Source organism: Zoogloea sp. GDB6 (genome assembly GCF_056724105.1).
Map to the genome: position 1 here is coordinate 1416466 of NZ_CM161497.1, position 25157 is coordinate 1441622.

Annotated in this window: 24 protein-coding genes; 10 read left to right on the forward strand and 14 right to left on the reverse strand. The window is 63.3% G+C overall.

The features are described 5' to 3' along the window. Positions 1-14 precede the first annotated feature (14 nt). From nifL to AC1PQG_RS06515, 3 genes are all read right to left on the reverse strand, one after another. Entirely contained in the window at positions 15-1676 is a 1662-nt protein-coding gene (gene nifL, locus AC1PQG_RS06505) for a nitrogen fixation negative regulator NifL (RefSeq protein ID WP_481121800.1), read from the reverse strand. 297 nt (positions 1677-1973) lie between these two features. Then, complete coding sequence (locus AC1PQG_RS06510; RefSeq protein ID WP_481121801.1) at positions 1974-2948, reverse strand: hypothetical protein; 975 nt, start codon at positions 2946-2948, stop codon at positions 1974-1976. 241 nt (positions 2949-3189) lie between these two features. After that, a complete protein-coding gene (locus tag AC1PQG_RS06515; RefSeq protein WP_481115140.1) occupies positions 3190-3468 on the reverse strand; it encodes an RnfH family protein in 279 nt (92 codons plus the stop codon). Between the two features lie 553 nt (positions 3469-4021). Between AC1PQG_RS06515 and ccoN the strand changes: the two genes are divergently transcribed. The 8 genes from ccoN to AC1PQG_RS06555 all read left to right on the forward strand — a co-directional run bounded on the left by ccoN (position 4022) and on the right by AC1PQG_RS06555 (position 9835). Then, positions 4022-5443, forward strand: a complete 1422-nt coding sequence (gene ccoN, locus AC1PQG_RS06520; protein WP_481115139.1) for a cytochrome-c oxidase, cbb3-type subunit I — start codon at positions 4022-4024, stop codon at positions 5441-5443. A 19-nt stretch (positions 5444-5462) separates the two neighbouring features. Continuing rightward, entirely contained in the window at positions 5463-6161 is a 699-nt protein-coding gene (gene ccoO / locus AC1PQG_RS06525) for a cytochrome-c oxidase, cbb3-type subunit II (protein ID WP_481121802.1), read from the forward strand. Between the two features lie 28 nt (positions 6162-6189). Next, a complete protein-coding gene (locus tag AC1PQG_RS06530; RefSeq protein ID WP_481115137.1) occupies positions 6190-6381 on the forward strand; it encodes a cbb3-type cytochrome oxidase subunit 3 in 192 nt (63 codons plus the stop codon). Then, a complete protein-coding gene (gene ccoP / locus AC1PQG_RS06535) occupies positions 6374-7297 on the forward strand; it encodes a cytochrome-c oxidase, cbb3-type subunit III (protein WP_481121803.1) in 924 nt (307 codons plus the stop codon). The genes AC1PQG_RS06530 and ccoP overlap by 8 nt, the downstream gene beginning before the upstream one ends. Before the next feature lie 102 nt (positions 7298-7399). Beyond that, positions 7400-8839: a cytochrome c oxidase accessory protein CcoG gene (ccoG, locus tag AC1PQG_RS06540; protein ID WP_481121804.1), complete on the forward strand. Its 1440-nt coding sequence runs from the start codon at positions 7400-7402 to the stop codon at positions 8837-8839. A gap of 27 nt (positions 8840-8866) precedes the next feature. Next, positions 8867-9388 carry a FixH family protein gene (locus tag AC1PQG_RS06545; protein ID WP_481121805.1) on the forward strand — a complete coding sequence of 174 codons (522 nt, stop codon included), beginning with the start codon at positions 8867-8869 and terminating at the stop codon, positions 9386-9388. A gap of 13 nt (positions 9389-9401) precedes the next feature. Continuing rightward, positions 9402-9542: a DUF3149 domain-containing protein gene (locus AC1PQG_RS06550; RefSeq protein ID WP_481115133.1), complete on the forward strand. Its 141-nt coding sequence runs from the start codon at positions 9402-9404 to the stop codon at positions 9540-9542. 50 nt (positions 9543-9592) lie between these two features. Continuing rightward, complete coding sequence (locus AC1PQG_RS06555) at positions 9593-9835, forward strand: hypothetical protein (RefSeq protein WP_481121806.1); 243 nt, start codon at positions 9593-9595, stop codon at positions 9833-9835. Between the two features lie 112 nt (positions 9836-9947). On the opposite strand, the gene AC1PQG_RS06560 is transcribed toward AC1PQG_RS06555, so the two are convergent. Beyond that, on the reverse strand, positions 9948-10391 hold the full coding sequence (locus AC1PQG_RS06560) for a universal stress protein (RefSeq protein WP_481121807.1): 444 nt from the start codon (positions 10389-10391) through the stop codon (positions 9948-9950). A gap of 181 nt (positions 10392-10572) precedes the next feature. Here AC1PQG_RS06560 and AC1PQG_RS06565 point away from each other — a divergent pair, with 181 nt between their 5' ends. After that, positions 10573-12306, forward strand: coding sequence for a PHA/PHB synthase family protein (locus AC1PQG_RS06565; RefSeq protein ID WP_481121808.1), 1734 nt, complete (start codon positions 10573-10575; stop codon positions 12304-12306). Here AC1PQG_RS06565 and AC1PQG_RS06570 read toward each other — a convergent pair. Then, positions 12288-12818 (reverse strand): DNA-deoxyinosine glycosylase, encoded by a 531-nt coding sequence (locus tag AC1PQG_RS06570; RefSeq protein WP_481121809.1) that lies wholly within the window; start codon positions 12816-12818, stop codon positions 12288-12290. The genes AC1PQG_RS06565 and AC1PQG_RS06570 overlap by 19 nt on opposite strands. 105 nt (positions 12819-12923) lie before the next feature. On the opposite strand from AC1PQG_RS06570, the gene AC1PQG_RS06575 reads away from it, so the two are divergent. Continuing rightward, a complete protein-coding gene (locus AC1PQG_RS06575) occupies positions 12924-14081 on the forward strand; it encodes an HD domain-containing phosphohydrolase (protein WP_481121810.1) in 1158 nt (385 codons plus the stop codon). An 8-nt stretch (positions 14082-14089) separates the two neighbouring features. Here the strand turns inward: AC1PQG_RS06575 and AC1PQG_RS06580 are convergent, their stop codons facing one another. The 9 genes from AC1PQG_RS06580 to AC1PQG_RS06620 all read right to left on the reverse strand — a co-directional run bounded on the left by AC1PQG_RS06580 (position 14090) and on the right by AC1PQG_RS06620 (position 25134). Beyond that, positions 14090-15298 (reverse strand): MFS transporter, encoded by a 1209-nt coding sequence (locus AC1PQG_RS06580; RefSeq protein ID WP_481121811.1) that lies wholly within the window; start codon positions 15296-15298, stop codon positions 14090-14092. A gap of 10 nt (positions 15299-15308) precedes the next feature. Next, the gene (locus AC1PQG_RS06585; protein ID WP_481121812.1) at positions 15309-17006 is read right to left on the reverse strand and encodes an ABC1 kinase family protein; all 1698 of its coding nucleotides are present in this window, start codon (positions 17004-17006) and stop codon (positions 15309-15311) included. A gap of 867 nt (positions 17007-17873) precedes the next feature. Beyond that, positions 17874-19304 (reverse strand): MFS transporter, encoded by a 1431-nt coding sequence (locus AC1PQG_RS06590; protein WP_481121813.1) that lies wholly within the window; start codon positions 19302-19304, stop codon positions 17874-17876. A 265-nt stretch (positions 19305-19569) separates the two neighbouring features. Then, on the reverse strand, positions 19570-20235 hold the full coding sequence (lepB, locus tag AC1PQG_RS06595) for a signal peptidase I (RefSeq protein ID WP_481121814.1): 666 nt from the start codon (positions 20233-20235) through the stop codon (positions 19570-19572). Between the two features lie 56 nt (positions 20236-20291). Then, the gene (locus AC1PQG_RS06600) at positions 20292-21443 is read right to left on the reverse strand and encodes an acyl-CoA dehydrogenase family protein (protein ID WP_481121815.1); all 1152 of its coding nucleotides are present in this window, start codon (positions 21441-21443) and stop codon (positions 20292-20294) included. Between the two features lie 33 nt (positions 21444-21476). Continuing rightward, entirely contained in the window at positions 21477-22346 is an 870-nt protein-coding gene (locus tag AC1PQG_RS06605; protein WP_481121816.1) for an ABC transporter permease, read from the reverse strand. Then, the gene (locus AC1PQG_RS06610) at positions 22343-23197 is read right to left on the reverse strand and encodes an ABC transporter ATP-binding protein (protein ID WP_481121817.1); all 855 of its coding nucleotides are present in this window, start codon (positions 23195-23197) and stop codon (positions 22343-22345) included. The genes AC1PQG_RS06605 and AC1PQG_RS06610 overlap by 4 nt, the downstream gene beginning before the upstream one ends. An 8-nt stretch (positions 23198-23205) precedes the next feature. Continuing rightward, entirely contained in the window at positions 23206-24216 is a 1011-nt protein-coding gene (locus AC1PQG_RS06615) for an ABC transporter substrate-binding protein (RefSeq protein ID WP_481121818.1), read from the reverse strand. A gap of 27 nt (positions 24217-24243) precedes the next feature. Next, on the reverse strand, positions 24244-25134 hold the full coding sequence (locus tag AC1PQG_RS06620) for a TauD/TfdA dioxygenase family protein (RefSeq protein WP_481121819.1): 891 nt from the start codon (positions 25132-25134) through the stop codon (positions 24244-24246). Between the last annotated feature and the right edge of the window lie 23 nt (positions 25135-25157).

Genomic DNA, 25157 nt, shown 5'->3' on the forward strand with positions numbered 1-25157 from the left:
TGGCGTGCATTGGCTCAGCTTCCCGATGGAGGGAAACCGATGATGAAACGGCATCCGCCGGTGTAGTCCGGGTCGATGTCAATGGTGCCTTCGTGGCGTGTGACCACGTCCTGGGCGATGGCCAGGCCCATTCCGACGGAATGGGAGAGGGGGCGTTTGGTTGTGAAAAAGGGTTCGTACACCTTGTGCCGCAGCTCTTGCGAGATGCCGGGGCCGGTGTCTTCAATGACGGCGACGATCCGGCCGTCCCTTTCTTCGGTGCGGACCTTGAGTTCGCGGACATTGCGGCCGCGCTCGTTCATCGCTTCGATGGCGTTCTCGACGATCTCCTTGAACATGCTGCGCAGCATGTTGGCGCGGCCATGGAAGTGGCTGAGCCGTGAGGTGGGCTGCCACGCGACAGTGATGCCGGCGGCGAGCAGGCGCTCGGTCAGCAGCATCAGTACATCGCGCAGGATGTCGTTGAGATTGACCGGCGCAGTGGCTTCCTGCGGAGCTTCCGGCATCGAGGCTTCGAAGGTGCCCAGCGCGGCCTCTCCGGCGGTGAGCGCCTCCTTGAGGGCGCTCTTCAGCATCGCCGTGTCGATTTGTGTGCCGCGACGGTCAAGCATGTTGGCGGCGGCGCGGATCATGTTCAGCGGGCCACGCAGCTGGTAAACGGCGCCGGACAGGGTCTCCCGCAGGCTCTGCACCAGTTCGGCCTCGGCCATCGTGGCGCGGATCGCGCCGATGCGTTCCATCTCGCGCTGGCGCTTGGCGGCGGTGATGTCCTTGATGAGGAGCATCAGGTAGGCACGCGCCTGGGGATCGAAGAAGGAGTCGGCCTTGGCATCCTGTTGTTCGAACCAGGAGCCAGAGCAGGAGAACCAGCGTGCGGCTTTGCCCGAGATCGGGTGTACGCAGATTTCCTCGTCAACGAAGTTGCGGCCGCCGAGCTTGGGCGGCTCGAAGGCCAGGCCGATCGTATTGCGCAGTTCCGCGAGGACTTGCTTTGCGGGGTCGGTCACGCCGAGATCATCGGTCAGCTGTTTGTATTCGTGGTTGTCCAGCACGACCCGCTGCTGGTCATCGAGCAATGCGATGGCGATCGGTGCCACGTCGATGACGGATTCGATCAGCGCTTTCTGGTTCTGGACCTTCTGCTTGAGGGCATGCAGCGCGGTGACGTCCCGGTGCATGCCGAGGCAGTAAGCGGTTTCCCCCTTGGAGTCCAGGATGGGGGTGATGGTCAGTTCCGCGATGTAACGGGAACCATCCTTGCGCCGATTGACGAGGGTTCCGTTCCAGGTCTTCTTGTCGTGCAGGGACTTCCACAGCGTTTCGTAAACGGAGCGTGGGGTGGTCTTGTAGGACAGGATCGATTCGTTGAGGCCCAATACCTCACTGGGGGCATAGCCGGTAACGCCTTCGAAGGCGGGATTGGCATACAGGATGCGAGCCTGGGGGTCTGTGATCGAGATGGCGATCGGGGCTTGCTCGACCGCCTCCAGGAACAGCCAGATACGGCTTGGAAACGCTTGGGCGGCAGCGATCTCGCCGACCAAGTCATCATTGCTCGACGCATTTTCGAGGGCCTTGGCGAGGGCCGCCCGGAGTGCTTCTACACGCACGGCTGTCGGCGGCAGGCCGCTTGCATCCCCGTCCGAACGGGAGCGGCCGTTGGTGACCTCTGACATCGCGAAACCTCGACTCTGAACAGCGCCCGGTGAGGGGCGGATTTGACTTGTAGCCCCTGGCGCTGGGACTAATGGTGGGTGATGAGCCTGTTAAGCAAGTAGCGGGCCTTGTTTGTCGTGCTCACCCTGTCCGATCTCGTGCGGGTTTTGTTTCTTTTTGTGATTCAAGGGCCTGGGGGCGTCGGGAGGGGCTGGTACGGTGCGTAGTCCGATGTGCCGCCTGATCCTGCGCAGGGCTCTTGCCCCATGCTGGTGCGCTTCCCGTCAATAGCATCCCGTATCCAGCCCCTTGCCCTATTACAGTGCGTAGGGTGAGTGCAGCCAGCGGCGTACGACGTCTTCGTCGCGGCGGGGGAGGTAGGCGAAGCCCGCGTTGGCGTCTTCCATCACCACGCGTGCCACCCAGTGGGGCACGGCTTTGGTCGTCAGCATGTGGAAGTACCACGCAAAGGGATAGCCGGCTGCCCGGTCGAAGGACACCAGTGCGTCGTGAAGGGCCAGTTCGCGGGTGCCTTCCCGTGCACCGAAGACCGGCGGTTCGCCGTCGATGGCCGGCACCGGTTGGGCGCGGATGACGTTCTGCTGGAAGCGGTCGAGATGCTCACGCACTGCAATGACCCACTGGTTGCTGAAGGCGGTGGCATGCCCGGCGCTGGACTCGCTCCAGTCATCGCTGAAGCGGTGGATGGGTTGCGCTTCTGGTGCTTGCTGGCGCAGGCGGGCCAGCAGGTCACCAATGTGGGTGAGGCGCCGGAACGTGTAATAAGGAAGCCCGACCGGCTGTCCGTTGTGGTGGCCGAGATCCGGGTCGATGAGTTCATCGATGGCGCCTGGTGCGGGCGTCTGGGCAAACAGCGTATGGGCCTGGGTCTCTTGCAGGTCCTCGATCTCCAGTTGGAGGAAATCGGTGGACTTGTCGCCGGTGGAGGCGACGAAGTAATGGGTACGACCCACGCGGCGGGTCGCGATCAGATCCTTGCCCGCGTATTCGTCGCGCAGGGCCTCGAAATCCCCGTCGCAGGCCGCGAGCGTCATCTCCGCCCAGCTTTCCAGGTCGTCGGAGATGCGCGATCCGTTTGCCGCAAGGACGCCGCCGAGGCGATACCAGCCACCGCGGCAGAGAGTCCGGCGGAAATGGAGTTCCGGAATGTGGCGGGCCAGCTCCTTGGCCAGGATTCCGGGGCCGGCTGAAACCGGGACAAGGGTGCAGACTTCGACGACGGACGCTTCGAGTGCCTTGGTGCGCTCGGTCCAGCTTGGATTCGCGTTCATGGGCGTGCTCCTTCTATTTCTGGCTGTGGCTTGAGGGAATCTGAACAAGGCTCGCATTTGAAATCCCGGTCTGCAGGCCGCAAGCCGGGATGGGCGCGTGGAAGGAGCGCGCGCGAGGTGACAAATCCTGTGGGGCAGGGGCGTGCCGAGGCATTTGATCGCCCGATGGTCGGTGATACCGGGAAGAGGGGCTGGAGCACTGGCCCCAGCGCCCTGTCAGGGCATGCGGTGGCGAACGTCTTCAATCGTCGTCGTCATCGTCCAACTGACGACGTGGTACGGTCTGGGGATCACAGATGATCCCGCGGTAGATCTCCACGCGGTCGCCCGCCTTCAGCGGGGCTTCCAGCTTGACCAGTTTCCCGAATACACCGACTTTCTGGCTGGAGAGGTCGATGTGGGGGAACTGTCTGAGTATCCCGGAGGCTTCGATGGCTTCGCGGGCGGATGCTCCGTCCGGTACTTCTATGGTCAGCCAGACCTGCTGGGATGGTTCGGAATAAGCAACACCGACTTGCATGGTTCGGAACTCCTGATGTGCTCGGGCCCTGGCGGGTGGTGTTCCTGCGGGATTCGGATTTCCGCAAGCAGGGCTGTCCAGGGCTCGGCTATTTACTTGAAGCGCGCCGTGTCAATCGGATCCCATCGAGGTTTGAAAGGACTGTCGCAACGTCGCTTGACTGTTCAGCGAACGCAAATGCACATCCTGTGCCACCCAGGGTCGCAGTCTTTTTCCATATGAATCAATGGTTTTTTTGTCGCTATTGGAAGGTGTGGTGTTGTGAGACCTTACAATTGTCGTAAATCCGACAGGAATATTTGCGAGAAAAGACCCTATTCTCTAGTAGGTCTTAAAGGCTTTCCTTATCCCTTCATAAGGCCGATCCGCAAGTAAGGCCTTATTCCTGGAAATCTCCGGTTCGCCACGCCGCCCAGGTCTTCTTGCGGCGCAATAAAGTTGATCTGTGTCAAAATGCCGCTCTTATCGCGGCGTATCCTTCCGCGAAGCCTGCCGCCGGTCCGTCCGTCGAGCAGTCAGGGGGGTTTTGTTTTCTTTTGATGAGGTGACTCACATGCAATCGCAGACTTACAACTATAAAGTCGTGCGGCAGTTCGCCATCATGACGGTGGTATGGGGCATCGTGGGCATGCTGGTCGGCGTTATCGTCGCAGCACAGCTCGTGTGGCCCGAATTGAACGTTGCCGAATGGCTGCACTTTGGACGGCTCCGCCCGCTCCACACCAACGCGGTGATCTTTGCGTTTGGTGGATGTGCTCTCTTTGCAACGTCGTACTACTGTGTGCAGCGTACTTGCCACACCCGCTTGTTTGCCCCGGGCCTTGCAGCCTTTACGTTCTGGGGCTGGCAATTGGTCATCCTGCTGGCTGCGATTTCGCTGCCGCTGGGGTTCACCTCCGGCAAGGAATACGCCGAACTGGAGTGGCCGATCGACATCCTGATCACGGTCGTGTGGGTTTCCTACGCCGTCGTGTTCTTTGGCACCATCGCCACCCGAAAGACCACGCATATTTACGTGGCGAACTGGTTCTATGGCGCCTTCATCCTGACCGTTGCCTTGCTGCATCTGGTCAACAGCGCTGAAGTCCCGGTCACCCTGACCAAGTCCTACTCTGCCTACGCCGGTGTTCAGGATGCGATGATCCAGTGGTGGTATGGTCACAATGCGGTGGGCTTCTTCCTCACCGCCGGCTTCCTGGGCATGATGTACTACTTCGTGCCGAAGCAGGCCGGTCGTCCGGTGTATTCCTACCGCCTGTCGGTGGTGCACTTCTGGGCGCTGATCTTCACCTACATGTGGGCGGGTCCGCACCACCTGCATTTCACCGCGCTGCCCGACTGGACTCAGTCCGTCGGCATGGTCTTCTCCCTGATTCTGCTGGCTCCGTCTTGGGGTGGCATGATCAACGGCATCATGACCCTCTCCGGCGCCTGGCATAAGCTGCGTACCGACCCGATCCTGAAGTTCCTGATCACTTCGCTGTCCTTCTACGGTATGTCTACCTTTGAAGGCCCGATGATGTCGATCAAGACGGTCAACGCGCTGTCCCACTACACCGACTGGACCGTCGGTCACGTGCACTCCGGCGCACTGGGTTGGGTTGCGATGGTTTCCATCGGCGCCATGTACTACCTGATTCCGCGCATGTACGGCAAGACCGAGATGTACTCGACCAAGCTGATCACTGCCCACTTCTGGATCGCGACCATCGGCATCGTGCTTTACATCGCCTCCATGTGGATTTCCGGTGTCATGCAGGGCCTGATGTGGCGTGCCACCAACCCGGACGGCACCCTGACTTATTCCTTCGTTGAAGCTGTGAAGGCTAGCTACCCGTTCTGGGCTATCCGCGTTCTCGGCGGTGTCTTGTTCCTGACCGGCATGCTGATCATGTTCTACAACATGGTGAAGACCATCGCCGGTCAGAAGGCCTATGAAGCTCCGGTGCTGGCACCTGCCGGCGCTCACGCCTGATCGGGAGGAAAGAATAATCATGGCTCAATCGAATCACGACTTTATCGAACGTAAGGTTGGCTGGCTGATCGTCTTCACACTGATGACCGTCAGTATCGGCGGCCTGGTGGAAATCGTGCCGCTGTTCCATATGAAGTCCACCACCACGCCGGTGGAAGGCCTCAAGCCCTACGATCCCGTTCGCCTCGTCGGCCGCGACATCTACATCCGCGAAGGCTGCTACAACTGCCACTCGCAGATGATCCGTCCGTTCCGTGCCGAAACCGAGCGTTATGGCCATTACTCCGTCGCTGGCGAGTACGTATATGACCACCCCTTCCAGTGGGGCTCCAAGCGTACCGGTCCCGATCTGCACCGCGTTGGTGGCCGTTATTCCGACCAATGGCATCGCATCCACCTGCTGAACCCGCGTGACGTCGTTCCCGAGTCCAACATGCCGGCTTTCCCGTGGCTTGATCGCCCGGCGAAGATTGACGACATCGAGGCCAAGATGACCGCGCTGCGCAAGGTCGGCGTTCCTTACTCCGATGAGGAAATTCAGGGTGCCCGCAAGGCGCTGGAAGGCAAGACCGAACTGGAGGCTGTGATCGCCTACCTGCAGGGTCTTGGCACCGCGCTGAATGCCGGCAAGCCGGCGGCTCCGGCCGTGGCGGCCGCTGCGCCTGCACCGGCTGAGGCTGCTGCCGCTCCGGCCCCCGCGGCTCCGGAAAAACAGTAATCCAATTCGGAGAACGCAGGAGCACATCGTGGATATCAATGACGCACGTACGGTCGTAACCGTCCTGGGCTTTGTATGTTTCATCTGTATCAGCCTGTGGGCGTACAGCGGTCGTGCACGAAAGGGATTCGACGAGGCTGCGCTCCTGCCGTTCGGCGAGGACGACTTGCCGCCCTCCGATTCGGGGCGGCAAACCAAGGAAGGAAATAAAAATGGCTGACTTCGTTAGCGGTTTCTGGAACGCCTGGGTGATGGTGCTGGTGTTCCTGAGCATCGGGTTCTGCGTGTTCGTGCTGATTTCCAACACGACCAAGCGGACCTCGGGCCCGGTCGGCCTGCACGATCACGTGTGGGACGAGACTTTGCAGGAGTACAACAATCCGCTGCCGCGTTGGTGGATGTACATGTTCTGGATCACGATCATCTTCGCGATCACCTACCTGACCCTTTATCCTGGTTTCGGCAACAATCAGGGCAAGCTGGGTTGGTCTTCCGCCGGTCAGTGGGAAGCTGAACAGAAGGCCGCGGCCGAGAAGTATGGCCCGATCTTTGCCAAGTATCGTGGCATGGACCTCAATGCAGTGGCTACCGACAAGGAAGCCAACGCCATGGGCCATCGCATGTTCCTGACCTATTGCGCCCAGTGTCACGGTGCTGATGCCAAGGGGGCCAAGGGTTTCCCGAACCTGACCGACAATGACTGGCTGTACGGCGGCGAGCCGGAAACCATCAAGACCACCATTCTGGAAGGTCGTCAGGGCATGATGCCTCCGTTCGGCCCGGCGCTTGGTGCCGATGGCGTCAAGGATGTAGCTAACTACGTGCGTTCCCTGTCCGGCCTGGCCAATGACTCCCTGCGTGCCCAGCGTGGCAAAGAGATCTTTACCCAGAACTGCGTCGCATGTCATGGTCCGGAAGCCAAGGGCACCCCGGCCGTTGGCGCACCGAACCTGACCGACAAGACCTGGCTGTATGGCTCGTCCGAAGCCACGATCATTGAGACCGTGACCCATGGCCGTACCAACCGCATGCCGGCTTGGAAGGACTTCCTCGGTGAGGACAAGGTGCATCTGCTTGCCGGCTATGTACTGAGCCTCTCCAAGAACGCCGCAGCTCCGGCGGAAGAAAAGAAGTAAGCTTTTTCGGCGAGACGCAACATTGCTCGCTATCAAGAACCCCCCGGGCAGGCCCCGGGGTGTTTTTGGGTTGGAATATAAGAATATTTTGATATTGCGATCATGAGTCAGCCAGACACCCAAGCTGCCAAGAAGACCAGTCCCGCTACTGTGCAGGCCGGTGAAGCCGAGGACACCCTCTACGCCGTCCGCCAGAAGGTTTACCCCCGTGCGGTGACGGGCCGCTTTGCGACCTGGCGGTGGATTCTGGTGTGGGCGACGCAGATCATTTTCTACGGCCTGTGCTGGCTGCCGTGGAATGGCCGGCAAGCGGTGCTGCTGGACGTAGTGCAGCGCAAGTTTTACATCTTTGGCTGGATCTTCTGGCCGCAGGACGTGTTCTTTCTGGCGATCCTGCTGATCATCAGCGCGTATTCGCTGTTCTTCTTCACGGCGGTGGCGGGGCGGCTATGGTGTGGCTATTCGTGCCCGCAGACCGTCTATACCGAGATCTTCATGTGGATCGAGGAGAAGATCGAAGGCAACCGCGCCCAGCGCATGAAGCTGGACCAGGCCCCGCTGAGCGCCCGCAAGCTGGCGATCAAGGGTGCCAAGTTCGGCGCCTGGGGCGCCCTGGCGCTGTGGACGGGTTTCACGCTGGTCGGCTACTTCACGCCGATGCACGAACTGCTGCACGAGGCGGCGACGTTCAGCTTCGGCCCGTGGGAGCTGTTCTGGATTTGCTTCTACGGCGGCTTCACCTACCTGTTTGCCGGCGTGATGCGCGAGCAGGTCTGCAAGTACATGTGCCCGTATGCCCGCTTCCAGGGCGTGATGTTCGACCCGGACACGCTGGTGATCACCTACGACCCCGAGCGGGGCGAGCCGCGCGGCGCGCGGCGCAAGGGCGTCGAGCCGAAGACGGTGGGCAAGGGCGACTGCGTCGACTGCGGCATCTGCGTGCAGGTCTGCCCGACCGGCATCGACATCCGCAACGGCATGCAGTACGAGTGCATCGGCTGCGCGGCGTGTATCGACGCCTGCGACCAGGTGATGGACAAGATGAACTACCCCAAGGGGCTGATCCGCTACACCACCGAGAACGCGATGAAGCGGCACTGGGGCAGGAAGGAGATCGTCGGGCACGTGATGCGCCCGCGGATCCTGATCTACGCCGGGGTGCTGGTGGCGATCTGCACGGCCTTCGTGTGGGGTCTGGCGACGCGCTCGACGCTGCGGGTCGATGTGATCAAGGACCGCTCGACGCTGAGCCGGGAGATCGAAGGGGGCCTGATCGCCAACGTGTACAATCTGCAGGTGATGAACATGACCGAGAAGCCGCGGCGCTATGCCCTGTCGGCGAGCGGGCTGGACGGGGTGAAGCTGAGCCCGGCCGGGCCGATCGAGCTGGATGCGGCGGAACTCAAGTCGGTCACCATCGAAGTGGCGGCGCCGCCCGAGTCGGGCAAGCCCGGCTCCAACACCGTGTATATCGAGGTGAAGGCGCTGGACGATGAAACCGTGGCGGTACGGGAGAAGTCGGTGTTCCTGATACCGCAGTAAAGAAGCTGAGATATGAATCAAAGAGCAATGGCCCCGAATCAGGTTTCCTCCACTCCTTGGTACAAGGAACACTGGACTTGGTTGCTGATGCTGATGCCGGTGACGGCGATCATCGGTGGCAGCATCACAATGTGGCTGGCCGTGACGTCTTTCGACGGTATGGTGGCCGACGATTACTACAAGCAGGGGCTGGCGATCAATCAGACGCTGGCAAGGGCTGGCGCAGCGGCCAATCTGGGCTTGAAGGCCGAAGTCCGGTTCACCGCGGACGGGTTGTCGGTGGCACTCCAGGCCAAGCCAGGGGGGGAGTTGCCGGCTAAGTTGATGGTGACGCTGGCCCACCCGACGCGTGGTGGCCTGGATCAGCAGATCATCATGGAGCGTAGTGATGGTGTGTATCGCGGACGCCTCCAGAATGAACTGGTGAGTGCCCACTGGAAGGTGTTGATAGAAGATGAGTCCCGCAGCTGGAGGCTGTCAGGGGCCGCATTCCTCCCCACAGAGACGGAGATCCGGATCGATTCAGCGGATCTGAAACCTGTTGATTGACATGGAGGAAGTCATGGCCTGGAAGGAATTGTTCGGTAGCGACATTGGTCTGCTGAGCTTGTTCACGATTGGGTTCGTCATTGTGATGGCTGGGTATCTGTACCGTTTTGCCCAGCGGCACATCGCAGAAGACGAACGACATTCTCATTCCTAGCTGACTGACGCGGGCCCTTTGGGGCCCGCATTTATTTGGGGAGCTTGAGCATGCTGAAACTGATCCAGGTTCTATGGCCCTCGTTCTTGGTTGCAGGTGTGGCTGAGATCATCTTCTTCACCGTGGTCAATCCACAGGAGCTGTATCTGCTGGGTGAGCCGGTGCATTTTTCTGCGATCGCAACGTATTCGATCGGTTTCTTCGGCTTCTGGCTCGTTTGCGCCGCGTCCAGCCTCTGTACGCTGTTTTTCCAGCAGACTGCAGCGGAAATCAATAATACTGAGTCCGAGTGATTCGGCGGATTGCCGTATTCTGGAGTCTCGGTACTGGCAAGACAGAAGGGCCTCGCAGTTTCTGCGAGGCCCTTTCTTTTGATACGCGTGGCGACCGCTCGTGGCTTGGAATTCAGCGGTAGACCAGCACGGGAACCTTGCTGTGGGTCAGTACCTTCTGGGTTTCGCTGCCCAGCAGCAGGCCGCTCAGGCCGCGCCGGCCATGGGAGGCCATGAAGATAAGGTCACATCCGTTGCGCTCGGCGGCTTCGATGATAGCTTCATAGGGAACTTCGCTGACGAGGGTGTCGCTGCTCGATTCGACGCCGGCATCCTCTGCGCTGGCGCGGGCGCGGGACAGGATTGCTTCCGCTTCCGCGGCGGCGGCACGACTGAACTGTTCGGGGGTGGTCGGGTCTATCAGGGCGCCTTCGCCGTAGATAGGCATTGGAAAATCCGGCTGGGCATAAAAGAAGGTGAGTCGTGCTCCGGCTTCCTTGGCGAAGCTGATGGCCCTGGCCACGGTGGAGTCGGAGAGTTCGGACCCATCGGTTGGGACCAGAATGTTCTTGAACATGGTGTCGATCCTGTCGGGAACTGGGTGTCCCATTATAAAGCGCAGTCTGTTCGGGGGCGGCTTGACGAATATCAACGGTCCGTTGTCCAGTCAGGCTCACGATTTCAACAGCACAGGAATTTGCCGACCTCGTACATGATGTCGGGAGTCAATTGATTTCGCATGAAAGGAGTTGTGACTCATGCCCCGCCGTGAACCCGCACCACCGCTTGATCTTGCCCGCAAGTCGCTGAGGCGACTGCATGATTCGGTCGAGTCTTCGATTGATCCGCTCGGTATGGCCGCTCCCTTGGTGCATGCGCAGCTTGCGTGGCTCGCCCATCCCCAGGAGCTGACCGAGGCGATGACACGCGTCTCAGGAAGCCTATGGGCCTTGCAATGGCACAGCTGGCGCAAGTTGCTTGGCCTGCCCAGCGAAGATCCGCTCCGACCCCATGAAGACGACAACCGCTTCGCCGATGCTGTCTGGGCTGAATCCCCGACGTGGGATCTGGTGAAGGAGTGGTATCTGGTCATGACCCATCATGTCCAGGACATGTTGTATGAGACCCCGGGGCTGTCGCAGAAGGAGCGCCGCCGGGCTGCGTTCTGGTGGCGGAAATGGCTCAATGCGGTAGCACCGTCGAACTTCTTCTGGATGAATCCGGTGGCGATGCGGCTGGCCGTGGAAACCAAGGGCGAGAGCCTGGCGCGGGGCTTCCGGAACTTTCTCGACGACGTGGAAGCCGGCAACATCCGGATGACTGACCCCAGCGATTTCACCGTCGGCCAGAACCTGGCGACTACGCCGGGCAAGGTGGTGTTCCGCAACCGCTTGCTGGAGGTTCTGCATTACACGCCGACCAAGGCGCAGGTGTACAGGACGCCCATCGTGATCGTCACGCCGTGGATCAACAAGTTCTACATCCTCGACCTGAACCCCAGGAAGAGCATGATCCGCTACCTGCTGGATCAGGGCTTCGATGTGTTTATCACCAGCTGGAAGAATCCGGGGCCGGAGATGCGGGATGTCAGCTTCGATGATTACCTGCTCGAAGGTGTGCAGGCCCTCATCGATACGGCGCGTGGGGTGACCGGTGCGCCAAAGGTACATGCGGTTGGTTACTGCATCGGCGGTACGGCATTGAGTACCTACATGGCCTGGGCCAACCGCCATTTCGCGCCGGAGGATGTGCCGGTGTCCCACTGGACGCTGCTCACCACATTGGTCGATTTCCACAAGCCGGGCGATATCGAAGTCTTCATCGACGAAGGAAGCATCCGCTTCATCACCCAGAACATGGAGCGCAAGGGCTACCTGGACGGTGCCGAGATGGCTTCGGCATTCCGCCTGCTGCGCTCGAACAGCCTGATCTGGCACTACGTCGTGCATGGCTGGCTGTATGGTGAAACGCCGCCGCCCTTCGATGTCCTGTACTGGAACATGGACACCACGCGCATGCCCTTCACGATGCATGCCTGGTATCTACGGGAGCTCTACCTGCACAACCGCCTGATCGACAAGGATAGCCTCACCGTTGCAGGGGAGCCCATCGATCTGGGGGCGATCACCCAGCCGGTTTATGCGGTGTCGGCGGAGGATGACCACATCGCGCCATGGAAGCAGACTTTCCGCGCCATGAACTACGTGGGCGGCGTGAAGCGCTTTGTCCTGTCGAGTTCCGGCCACATCCTTGGCATCGTCAATCCGCCCGTCAAGCCGCCCAAGCGCAAGTTCTGGGTTGGGCAAGCCCGGCGTACCGATACGGCAGAAGGTTGGTATGAACAGGCCGAGGAGAGCAGCGGTAGTTGGTGGGAAGACTGGATGGCTTGGCTGAAGCCCCAGTGTGGCGAGTTGGTCGATGCGCGGCCAGTGGAGACCAAGGCCTATCCGGCACTTGCCGATGCCCCCGGGACTTACGTGCTGGAGCATTGAGTCGGCGGTTCAGAAGCAGCAAGCACGCTTCGCCAGGCCTCCAGACGCCTGGCGAAGCTGAATGCGGCGTTGGCCGGACTGGTCGACGGCAGGCGTTCGTAGGCCAACCGGCGAGCCGTCAGCGATTTCAATACGTGGCGTCGAAAGCTCGTCTCCGCCATGGCGCCATTGAAGAAGACCCGCGTGATATGCGGATGCGCCGCCAGAAAGCCCGGGAAGTCGTTGGGGACGATGGTTCCGACGTCGATACGCGTGTCGAGACTGCCTTCCCGTTCACAGCACTGCAGTACATCCCACAGCGCAATGCCCGCAGATTCCAGGCAGCGCAGTCGCTCGGCGTAGGGCAGGGCGGGATGGGCCCCTACCAGTTCGCCCAGGATGGGCCAGAATAGATTACGAGGGTGTGCATAGTATTGCCCGGCGCGAAGGGACGCTTCGCCGGGCATGCTGCCGAGGATCAAGGTATGGGCCACAGCGGTGGCAATGGGTGGAAAACTGTAAATCAGGGCCATGATGGTTCAGGCGGTGCTTGCAGCGGTGGGCGACAGATGCTGGAATAATCCCCTGTATCCGTGGGGAAGAAGACAGGTCGTCCGAAAATGGTTCCGGAGTTTGCAATGAAACAGCGTGCCCACGTGCTGGTGGTGGATGATCAGGCCGACAATCTATTGATTCTCGAGGACGTGCTGTCGGCGCATTATGACGTCCATCCCGCCACGAGTGGCGGTGAAGCGCTCGGTTATCTGGAGGCCGGTGGGCGAGCCGATCTGATCCTGCTTGATGTGATGATGCCCGGGCTGGATGGTTTCGAGGTCTGCCGTCGCCTCAAGTCGTCGGAGTCGACACGCGGCATCCCGGTGATGTTTCTGACCGGTCTGGACCGCCCGGAAGACGAGGAGCAGGGCTTCTCCCTCGGTGCGGAAGACTTCATTCACAAGCCGATTTCCCCGCCGGTGGTGTTGGCCCGGGTGCGTACCCACCTGGCGCTGTCGCGGGCCACCAAGGCGCTGCAGCGCCGCAACGCAGATCTCGAACTGTTGGTCGCCGAGCGCACGGCCGAAATCAGCGAGCAAAGCCGCCGCCTCGTCTCCAGCAAACAGGAAGTGATCGCAGCTCAAGCGGCCACCATCACCGCTTTCTGCGCCCTTGCCGAAGCCCGCGACAATGAGACCGGCAACCATATCCGCCGTACCCAGCACTATGTCCGCATCCTCGCCGAGCAATTGCAGGACCATCCCCGTTTCGGGGATTATCTGGATGAGGATGTAATCCAGTTGTTGTTCAAATCCGCGCCGCTGCACGATGTGGGTAAGGTGGCGACGCCGGATGCCATCCTGCTGAAGCGAGGCAAGCTGACACCCGATGAATGGGTGATCATGAAGCAGCACTGCGAATACGGGCGCAACGCGATCCTGCAGGCCGAGCGGGCGTTGGGGGGCACGGCGGATGCGTCCTTCCTGCGCTACGCGGCCGAGATTGCCTACGGGCATCACGAACGTTGGGATGGTACTGGCTATCCGCAAGGGCTGACCGGCGACGCGATCCCGGTATCGGCGCGCTTGATGGCCGTTGCTGACGTATATGATGCGTTGATCTCCCGGCGGGTCTATAAGCCGCCGTTCCCCCACGAGAAGGCGATCGAAATGATGGCGCTGGAGCGCGGTAAGCATTTCGATCCCGATATCGTCGATGTCCTCCTCCGCGTTTCCGGAGATTTCGCCGCCATTGCCCGGAACTTCAGCGATGAACCGGAGGAGGACGTGGCGGCAACCTGAGTGCGCCGCTAGCGCCGTTCCACGCTCAGTGCGGTGAACACGGCCAGTGCCTGCAGGATCGCGACGCCGAGCAATACCGTTGCAAACTGGCTTTTGTTCATGAAGCCGCCGAATACCAGTGGAGCCAGGGCCAGGCCTGTGTCCAGCCCCGAATAGACGAAGCCGTATACCCGTCCGAAGGCAGCCTGGCCGAAGCGGGCCGTCGCCGCGCTACGCACCAGCAGATCCCGCGAAGGCCCCGCCAGGCCTGTCAGAAAGCCGATCGCCGCCATCAAGGGCAAGACCGTGGCGGCGCCCGGCCAGCCGCTGGCCAGCAGGAGCGCAGCCAGGGCTGCAGTGCAGAGTGCGCCGGTGATGATCCGTCCTTGCCGTGCGTGGCGGGTCAGGAAGCCGCCTACCAGAACGCCCGCTGCGCCAGCCAGCAGATACGCCGACAAGGTTCCCGCGGCCTGGCTGATTGGCATCCCATACATGCCCTGCATCAGTGGCGTACCAAAGTTCTGGATTGCGCCGAAGGCTGTGGTGAGCAGCAGGAAGAAGGTGAAGCACAGCCACACGGGGCCGACCTTCAGAATCTCCAGCGTGGTCACCTTGCGATTGGTCGTGCTTGTCGCGTGGGGTGGGACCGCAAAATGATGCCGTCCGAGCAGAAGTAGTGCGAGTGCGGGAATCGCCAGCAGGCCGGCACCCATACCTGCCGTGCGCCAGCCGGCCACCGACGCGATGCCGGTCAGGAAGACCGGCGCCAGCGCCCAGCCCAGGTTGCCTGAAAGGCCGTGCATCGAAAACGCGTGCCCGAGGCGCTGGGGGGAAACGTTGCGGTTGAGGATCGTGAAGTCGCAGGGGTGGAAGACGCTGTTGCCCAGGCCCGCCAGCGCGGCTACGGCGATCAGGTCGCCGAGCCCGCGGGCCTGGGACAGGCCGAAACCGGCGAGGATGAAGCACGCAACGCCGGTCGACAGCACCCGCAGGGGGCCGAAACGGTCCACCGCCAGGCCGGCCAGGGCCTGCCCAACACCGGAGACGACGAAAAAGACCGTCATCGTGCTGCCGATCTGCACGAAGTCCAGTCCGAACTCCGGCATCAGCCACGGAAACAACGGCGGCAGCAGCAGGTGGAAGAAGTGGGAGACGCCGTGGGCGAAGCCGACCAGGGCGATGATCCGCACGTCCTGGCGAGGCGTGAGTTGGGGGGAGCTTATCGTTGTTGTTGTCATGGAAAACGGGTTATCGGTGGGGACCGCCGCTGCGCCAGATCGACAGCAGCAACCAGAGTCCGCCGATCAGGGCAGAAATGAAACCGAGCAGACCGAAGGAGGGGAGACCAGGAAGTACGGGTGCCTTGTCGACGGTCATTACGATGGCCGAACCGATGATCAGTGCGGCGATCACGATGGCCAGCGAGAGCCGGCTGGCAGCCCGGTCGATCTGGCTGCCGAAGCGTTGCAGCGGCAGCACCTCGACCTGGACCTGTAGTTTGCCCCGGCGCGCGGCGCGAAGGAACTGACGTAGATCCCGCGGCAGGCCGGCGAGCAGATCCACCGTGTCCGCGAAGGCACGCCAGCCACGCCGGGCAAAGGCTGCCGGCGCGGCGTGGGCCAGTAATACCTGGCGCAGGAAAGGACTGGCTTCGGTGGCGATGTCGAAATCCGGGTCGAGTTGCCGGCCCATGCCTTCGAGGGTGATGAAGGCCTTGATCATCAGGGCCAGATCGGTGGGCAGGGATAGGCCGTGTTCGCGCAGGATGGTGAGCAGATCCGACAGCATCGCGCCAATGTTAAGGCGCTGCAGCGGGACGCCGTGGTAAAGGTCCACGAAGGTGTCGATCTCTGTGCGCAGATTCAGAAGGTCGGATTCCGGGTCGAGGTGATCATCGTCGCTCCAGTCGAGCAGCACGTCGGCGACCAGGCCGCTATCGCGGCTGACCAGCCCGTGCAGCAGGCGTGCCACCTGGCTGCGGCGTTCTTCGGTCAGGCGTCCGACCATGCCGAAGTCGATGAAGGCGATACGGTTGCCGGGCAGGTAGAGCACGTTGCCGGGGTGGGGGTCTGCATGGAAGAAACCGTCTTCCAGCAACATCTTGAGCACCGCCTCCGCACCGCGGCGGGCCAGTAGCTTGCGATCCAGCCCGGCCGCGTCGGCGGCGGCGAGGTCTCGCCCGGAAATGCCGTCCACGTAGTCCTGTACGTTCAGCCGCTCCCCGCACCATTGCCAGTGTACGCGGGGGATGACGATTTCCGGATGCCCGGCAAACTGCTCCGCAATCCGCTCTGCGTTGCGGCATTCGGCTGCGAAGTCCAGTTCGCGGCGCAAGGACAGCGTGAACTGGCGGACGATGTCGCTGGGGCGGTAGCGACGCAGGTCTGCGGCTTCAGTTTCGATGATCTCAGCCAGACGCTCCAGCAGGCGCAAATCCGCCTCGATGATCGGGCGGATGCCGGGACGCCGCACCTTGAGGACCACGTCTGTACCGTCGCTCAGGTGCGCTCTATGGACCTGGGCCAGGGAGGCTGCGGCCAGCGGTTCGGTGTCCAGTTCGGCAAAGAGCGCCTCGGGAGGCTCGCCCAGGTCTTCCATCAACTGTGCCCGCAGTTCGGTGAACGGCAGGGCGGGTGCGGCGTCCTGAAGCTTGCTGAACTCGGTGATCCAGTCAGGTGGGAACAGATCTACCCGCGTTGCCAGGATCTGCCCCAGTTTGACGAAGGTTGGTCCCAGTTCCTCCAGGGCCCGGCGGACCCGCGCAGCAGGTTCCAGATGGGCCAGCTCTCCCGGTTCGCGCCAACGCAGGGCCTTGCCGGCGCGTTCCAGCGCGTGTGCCATGCCGATGCGCCGGACAAGGTCTCCGAAACCGTAGCGGATCAGCACGCTGGCGATGTCATGCACGCGTTTCAGATCGCGCACCGCGCCGATGGCCTGCCACAACATTAGTGGTGCCTTTCTGATCTGGCCGGGGGGCCGGCAGGGAAACGGCGGATGTGCATTTGGCGAAAGGAAATGGTCGGTGGGGCAAGGCTGCCTTGCCCGAGGGCAAGAGGCAAGGTGCAGTGCGCAAAAAGACCGGAGATGCCGCCATGTTGGCCGAACTCGCCGAATACCGCGATACCGACACCAGCGAACATATGCTGCGGGTAGCCCACCTGGCCCCGAGGAGTGGGCGCTACGCAGAGGAGTGGGAGAGATCTACCACTATCCGCGTAACTGCCTTACCGACTACATTCGGACCGAAGACAAGAAGTTTGCGTAGTATCTGCAGGGCTGAAGCCCGCCTGCCCAGGGTCGGACAGGCTTCATAAGGGCTGGACTAGCCGGATCGACGGCGCGATTCGCCTTTCCTGAGCCGGCGGAATAGCCGTTTCCCGAAGACATAGCCACTGCCGCCGAGCACGAGGCTGGCGATCAGCCCCGGAGGGCTGGGCATTAGTGTGGCGCCTGTCGATGGTGCCGGCTCGCCTTCTATCGGGGCTCGGGCGGAAGCGTCAGGCGGCGTTTGGCCGGGCTGGGACGTCTCCGGAGGGGACGAAGCGGGGTGGTGATCGTGAAGGGTGACGATTTCGCCGCTCTGGTCGATGTACCAGCTGAATGCCTCAGCCACGGCCACCGGAGAATGGGGGAACAAGGCGCCGATGAGTATCGAAATCTGGGTGAGGCGGTGCGACAGGCGAAACATCGTGGTTCCCGGTTCTGGCCAGATTGTCCGTTTGCCGCTCGCTGGTGATGCTCGCCGTGTGCGCGTGGGCCCTCAGCTGCAGACCGTGCAGGGTACCGGATGGCGTCTGGTGGGTGATGGCTGGATCATGTTGTTTGCATTTTTTGTGCCATTTGCGTATCCGCACCCTCGACCTCGCGCAGTAGCGGGAGTGCCAGCAACGGCAGCAGGCCGATCACGGTGACCGCGATCATCAGCAGGCCGAGGTTGGAGAAGTCGGTCTGGGTGATCTTGAAGGCGTCGTTGAGGTAGCCGGTGAACAGCTGGCTGGCCGACAGGGCCAGGTTCATCAGCGACGCCATCACCGCGAACATGGTGGCTTCGGCGCCCTTGGGCGCGGCGCGGGCGGTGAGGATCAGCATCGGGACCATCGTCAGCTGGCCCAACGGTGCCGAGATGGTGGTATCGATGAAGGCGAAGGTCCGGGCGGACAGGCCCAGCCATTCATGGACGCCGTAGAACAGCCCGATGTTGGGCAGGTAGAGGACGGTGCCGATGATCATCACCCAGCCCAGCGTGAAGCTGACCGGCATGCTGACGATGTACTTGCGGAAGGCGAGCAGGCCGACGAGGCTCAGGATGGAACTCACCTGGGCCAGCACGCCAAGGAACTGCTGATCGAAGCCGAGCTTGTCGATGGCCCAGTAGCTGTAGCCCTGGCCGACATCCGGCGTGGCGCGGAACAGGAAGATGACGACCGCGGCGATGGCGATCTCCCGGGAAATGCCGACCCGCCACAGCACGATGCTGATCAGCAGCAGGGAGATGAGCAGCACGATTTCCTGGGCGTAAGGCACGTCGAGCAGCTCCAGGCCGACGCCGATGGCCGCGTAGGCCAGCCCGATCAGCACCACCAGCCGGGCGTTGCCACCGCCCAGAATGTCATTGTCGGGAGCCGGGGCCGGCCGGGCCAGGGCGGGGGCATCCGCGCTGCGGCGCACGCGCGAGAAGGGCAGGCTGGCGACCACCAGCAGCGGCAGCAGGGACGCCAGCGCGTAGACCTTGCGGGTGCCGATCGCCCCCGCCAGCACGCCGGACAGGTAGCCGACGCTGATGGCCCCGACGAGCAGCGCCGCCCGGCCGAGGGTCTGGATCTGGTTACGCTCTTCTTCGGTTTCGACCACTTCGACGCTCAGCGCGTCGGCGATCACGTCCTGGACCATGAAGCCGATGGCGGTCAGCAGGGAGGCGGCCAGGTAGCCGGTCTTCGTTTCCACCACCGTGGCCAGCGCCACATAGCCGGCAAAGGTGGCCACGCAACCGGCCAGCAGCCAGGGTGTGCGGCGGCTGCCGAAGAAGGGGTGGATGTCGGCCGCCGCGCCGACCACCATCTTCATGGACCAGGGCAGCATCAGCCAGAAGCCGATGCTGGTGACTTCGACGGGAGAAAGCTTGAGGGTCTCCTTCTGGAAGAAGACCTCGGCGATGCCGGTGATGGTGCTCGCACCGTAGCAGAAATAGACGAGCAGGACCGTCGTCCATTCGCGGCGGAAGCCGCCGATGAATTTGCGTAACACGCTTTCTCCTGTCTTGTGCCGTGCGGATGTGTTGGAGGGTTTGGATGGGATGAGGGAGGATGCAGGCAAAGACTGCGCCAGCCGTACCTGAGGCCGGGAGTATGGAGAAAACTGCCCGGAGCGGGCACTGTTTGTTAGGCCCGGTTGCCGGCGCGCAAGACGGTGCGTGTCCGGATTTCAGCAGGAAGTGCTGATGGCGTGCTGGTATTCAATCAGAGCCGGGCTGCCGGTCGACTGAGCGGCAGCCCGGGCGGGGAATGGCCTCTTACAGGGCCTGCGCGATGCGCTCCAGGCGCGGCAGCCAGTTGCCGAGGATGTCTGCCGAGACGAGGATGTGGTGGGCCTTGCCGACCAGCAGCTGGCGGGGGACGAGGCCGATCACGCGGGAGTCGGCGCTGTTGTCGCGGTTGTCGCCGAGCATCAGGTACTGGCCGGGCGGGATGGTGACAGGGGCGAAGTTGCGCAGCGTCTGCACGTTGGGCAGGTATTGCACCGTGCGCCGGGTGCTGGCCACAGTCTCGGTGGCGCGGATGGCGTCCACCTCGTGGCCCTGGCCGATGGGTTCGGAGACCACGCCGACGACGTCGTAGCGGGCGGCTTCGCCGTTGATGGTCAGCGCGCCGTCGCGCATCGCCACCGTGTCGCCGGGCAGGCCAATGACGCGCTTGATAAGCAGTGTGCCGTCCTTGGGCGACTTGAAGGTCACCACGTCGCCGCGGGCTGGGTCGCCGAGGTGGGCCACGGCGATGTCGGTGAGGGGCAGCTTGGCGTCGTAGGCCAGGCGGTTGACCAGCACCACGTCGCCTTCGAGCAGGGTCGGGCGCATGGAGCCGGACGGGATCGGGTTCCAGTCGGCAATGGCGGAGCGGAAAAAGCCGAAACAGAGCAGGAAGAGCAGGAATCCACGGTTGTTCTTGAGCAAGTCTTTCATGCCGTCCTCATGGGTTGTGATGTCGCCTATGGACCGGCCGGCCGCGGCTTGGTTCATCAGGTGTACATGTTCGGCGGCGGAAACTCGTCGTTGAGCGCCCAGCGGCCGAGCATCGCCAGCTTGTAGTCGATGGGATCGTGCAGGGTGTGGGTGCGCACGTTGCGCCAGAAACGGTCGTAACCGAGGCTGGCGCGGGTGCCGCGGGCCCCGATCACGTCGAAGAGTTCCTGGCTGGCGAACAGGCCGGCCCGGTGGGCGATGACCTTGGCTTCGGCGATGGCGACGGCGGTTTCGGCCCGTTCGCGTTCGTTCAGCGCTGGTCCACGTTCGAAGGCTACCTGGATCGCGGTGGCGGCGCGGTCGGTGAGGGCCTCGGCGGCGGCGATCTGCACGTGGATCTCGCCGAAGCGCTGCAGCGTGTAGGGGTCTTCGGTGGCGCGCTGGACCCCCGAGGCGACCCACGGACGGGCCTGCGTGCGGGCGAAGTCCCGCGCCTCGTCGCGGGCGCCAATGGCGATGCCGACGAACAGATTGGCGAGGATCAACTGACCGAAGCTGTTGCGCAGGGTGTGGAAGGCGGACGGCACGGCGTCGTGGGCGCGCAGCACGTCGGTACGCCGCAACAGCACCTGCCGGAAGCTTACCGAGCCGCTGTCGGTCTGGCGCTGGCCGATGGGGTCCCAGTCGTCGTGGACGACGATGCCCGGATGGTCTGTCTCGATGACGCCCATCACGCTGCTGCCGTCGGCAAGGCGGGCGGTGAGGGTCATGAAGCGCGAGCCGCGGGTGCCGGAGCAGAAGCCCTTGCGGCCGTCGAGCAGATAGCCGTCGGGCTGCGCGCTAGCCGTCAGGCCCGCGTCGAGGGGATTCACCGCGTTGCCCCACCAGCCGCCTTCCGCGATCGTGCGGCCGAACCAGTGCTGCTGCTGGGCGGCGTTGCCGTAAATGCGCAGCGTGGCGACCTGCAGGTGATGGAAGGCGAGCAGGTGGGCGAGGGCGCTGTCCACGGTGGCGACGCGGCGCACCAGCGCGAAGATCTCCGGCCACGGGCGTTCGTCGCCGCCCAGTTGGGCCGGGATGGACAGGCGCAGCAGACCGGCCGCCTGAAGCAGGGCCTTCTCTTCGGCCGGGTGGCCGCCGCGCTTGTCCCGCTCGACGGCGGTGCGGCGGAGTTCGGCCAGCAAAGGGGCGAGATCGTCGGCAGGCATGGGCTTTGGGCGTTCCGGGCGCGATCGACGCTTTCAGCGTAGCAGGCCCCAGCGCCGCACGGTGACCCGTTCCAGCGTGTTGAAGCCGAGGTTCTCGACGATCAGCCCAATGATGACCACCAGCGCTAGCCCGGCAAAGACCCGGTCGGTGAACAGCTCGTTGCGGTTCTGGAAGATGTACCAGCCCAGCCCGCCCTTGCCGGACGAGGCGCCGAAGACCAGCTCGGCGGCGATCAGCGTGCGCCACGCAAAGGCCCAGCCGATCTTGAGGCCGGACAGGATCGATGGCAGCGCCGCCGGCACGAGGATCTGCAGCACGTAGCGGACGCCGCGCAGGCCGTAGTTGCGGCCGGCCATCTGCAGGGTCTGCGGCACGCCCTGGAAGCCCGCGTAGGTGTTGAGGGCCAGTGGCCACAGCACCGAATGCAGCAGCACGAAAACCAGGCTGCCGTGGCCGATGCCGAACCACAGCAGCGCGATGGGCAACAGCGCGATGGCCGGCAGCGGGTTGAACATGGTCGTCAGCGTGGACAGCAGGTCGCGCCCGAGGCGTGTGCTGACCGCCAGCGCGGTGAGCACGAAGGCCGCCAGCACGCCGCCGATGTAGCCCTGCAGCAGCACTTCGAGGGACAGCGCGGTGCGTTCGAGCAGCTCGCCGGACGCCAGGCCGTCCACCAGCGCACTGGCGGTGGCAAGAAAGGTCGGCAGCAGCAGCTCGTTGTCCTGCTGCCGGGCGACGATCTCCCAGGCCAGCGCCAGCAGCGCGAGGAGCACGCTCTTGCGCAGCCAGGCTTGTTCCCACAGGCGTGTGGCGAGCGGCAGCCGGCGTTCCAGGCTGATGTGGGTGAGTGGCTCCAGCTGGCGTTCGTATTCCGGCCGGATCGGGGCGTGGAGGGCGGTCATGCGAATCTCTTCAGGTTGTGGGGCGCCACGTCGGTGGTGATGCCGCTCGGTTCCTCGTCGAACAGCAGACGGTGGATGCGCTGGGCGCTGGCCTGGAAGTCGGCACCGCCGAGGCTGTGCAGGCCGTAGTGGTGGCTGTTGATCTCGGCGCGCATGCGGCCGGGGTGTGGCGACAGCAGGCCGATGCGGCTGCCAACCACCAGCGCCTCCTCGATGGAGTGGGTGACGAACAGCAGCGTGAAGCGGACCTCGTCCCACAGGGCCAGCAGTTCCTCCTGCATCTTGCGGCGGGTCAGTGCGTCGAGGGCGGCGAAGGGCTCGTCCATCAGCAGCACCCGCGGCTGCATGGCCAGCGCGCGGGCAATCGCCACACGCTGCTTCATGCCGCCGGACAGGGTGTGCGGGTAGGCGTCGGCGAAGGCCGCCAGGCCGACCTTGTCGAGGTAGTGCAGGGCCCGCTCGGCCGCCTCCTTGCGGCCCAGGGTGCCGGTGGCACGCAGCGGGAAGATCACGTTGTCCTTGACGGTCTTCCATGGCGGCAGCTGGTCGAATTCCTGGAAGACTACGATGCGGTCCGGGCCGGGGCCGCTGATCGGGCGGCCATCGAGGCGGATCTCGCCGTCGCTGGGCGGCAGGAAGCCGGCCACCGCCTTGAGCAGGCTGGACTTGCCGCAGCCGGAGGCGCCGAGCAATACGAAGCGGTCGCCGGCATGCACGTCGAAGCTGACTTCATGGGTGGCGCGCACCACGCGGCCGGGCGTGCGGTATTCCAGGCTGAGCTTGTCCACCGCCAGCAGCGGTGATGCGGGGGGCTCGGGCGGGAAGGCGTTGAGAAGGGTGACGGTGGACATGGCGGGCCTCAGCTTCCGGGCTGTGCGTAGGCTTCCGGGAAGAAGTAGTCCTTCCAGGAGACGGCGCGGTTCTTCAGGACGCCCAGCTTGTAGAGCTCCTCGGCGTATACCAGGCTGCGCTGGGGCTGGATGGTGTAGCTGTTCTCCGGGTCGTCGATGATCTTGCGCACCAGCTCCGGCGCCAGCCTGGATTTCTGCACGCGGATGAAAATCTCGGCGGCCTTGGCCTTGTCGGCCTTGACCAGCTTGGCCGCCTCATCGAGAGCGGCGTAGAAGGCCTGGTAGGTCTTGGGGTTCTCGTCGTGGAACTTCTGCGTGGTGTACAGCACGTTGAAGGTGGCCGGCCCGCCGAGTACGTCGTAGGAACTGAGCACCTTGTGCACGTTCTTGTTGGCTTCCAGGGCCTGGTAGTAGAACGGCGCGCTGGAGAAATGGGCGTTGATCTCCGAGCCGCCGGCCACCAGCGCGGCGGTGGCGTCCGGGTGGGCCAGGCTCACCGAGATGGTGTCGAAGCGCTTGAAGTTGTCCTTGCCGAAGACCTTGGCGGTCTCGATCTGCAGCACGCGGGACTGGAAGCTGGTGCCGGCGGCCGGCACGGCGATGCGGTCCTTGTCGCCGAAGTCCTTGATGGTCTTGACGTTCGGGTTGCTGCTCAGCAGGTAGTTGGGCAGGCTGCCGAGGGCGGCCACCGCCTTCACGTTCTGCTTGCCCTTGGTGCGGTCCCACAGGGCGAGCATCGGCGGCAGGCCGGCCGACACGATGTCCAGGCTGCCGGACAGCAGGGCTTCGTTCATCGCGGTGGCGCCGGAGATCTGCGCCCATTCCACCTTGATGTCGAGGCCGAGGGCCTTGCCGTGCTTCTCGATCAGCTTCTGGTCATGGACCACGTCGAGGATCAGGTAAGAAATGCCGAACTGCTGGGCGACGCGGATCTGTCCTTCGGCGTGGGCACTCCAGCTGGCCGCCAGCAGGCCGAGGCCGCCGAGCAGGGCGAAGGTCTTGCGGGTCAGGGATTTCATGTTCTCTCTCTCTGTTTTTTCCGGGATTCAGAACGGCGCGTCGCCTTCGATGGTCGTGCGGTACAGCTTGCGGCGCAGGTGGTCGGGCGTGCCGGCGGCGACGTGCATCACCGAGCGGTTGTCCCAGAAGACCATGTCCTGCGGCTGCCAGGCGTGGCGATAGACGTGCTCCGGGCGGGTGCTGAGGTCGAACAGTTCGGCGAGGATCTGGCGGCTCTCATCCTCGGGCACGTCCACGATGCGGGTCGTGAAGTGCTCGCTGACGAACAGCGCCTTGCGGCCAGTTTCCGGGTGGGTGCGCACCACCGGATGGACCACCGGCTTTACTTGGTCGATCTGCTCCTGGCTCAGCTTGGGCCGCCAGGGGCTGCGGCTGCGCAGCTCCTCGTACTTGGCCAGGTAGCTATGCTCGGCGCGCAGCGGGGCGATGGCCTTGCGCAGCTCGGCGGGCAGCGCGTCGTAGGCGCTGTGCTGGTTGGCGAACAGGGTGTCGCCACCTTCGGCCGGCAGTTCCTGGGCGTGCAGGAAGGAGCCGAGGCTGGGCTTGTCCACGTAGGAGATGTCCGAATGCCAGAAGTGGCCGGCGTCGCCGAGGCCGATGGGCTGGCCGTCCTCGCGGATGTTGGAGACGATCAGCACTTCCGGGTGCTCGGGCAGCGCGAACTGGTGCAGCACGTGGATCTGCAACGGGCCGAAACGGCGGCTGAAGTCCACCTGCTGGGCCGGCGTGATGTGCTGGTCGCGGAAAACCAGCACATGATGTTCGAGATGGGCCTGGTGGATGCGGCGGAAATCCGCGTCGCCGACCGGCTGGCCGAGGTCGAGGCCGATGACCTCGGCCCCGACTGCCGCGGCGAGGGGGCGGATCTCGAAGGACTGGGCGCGTGCGCCGGCGGGCGAATTGAGTACAGCTTCCATGATGTGTCGGGCCGGCTGGAACC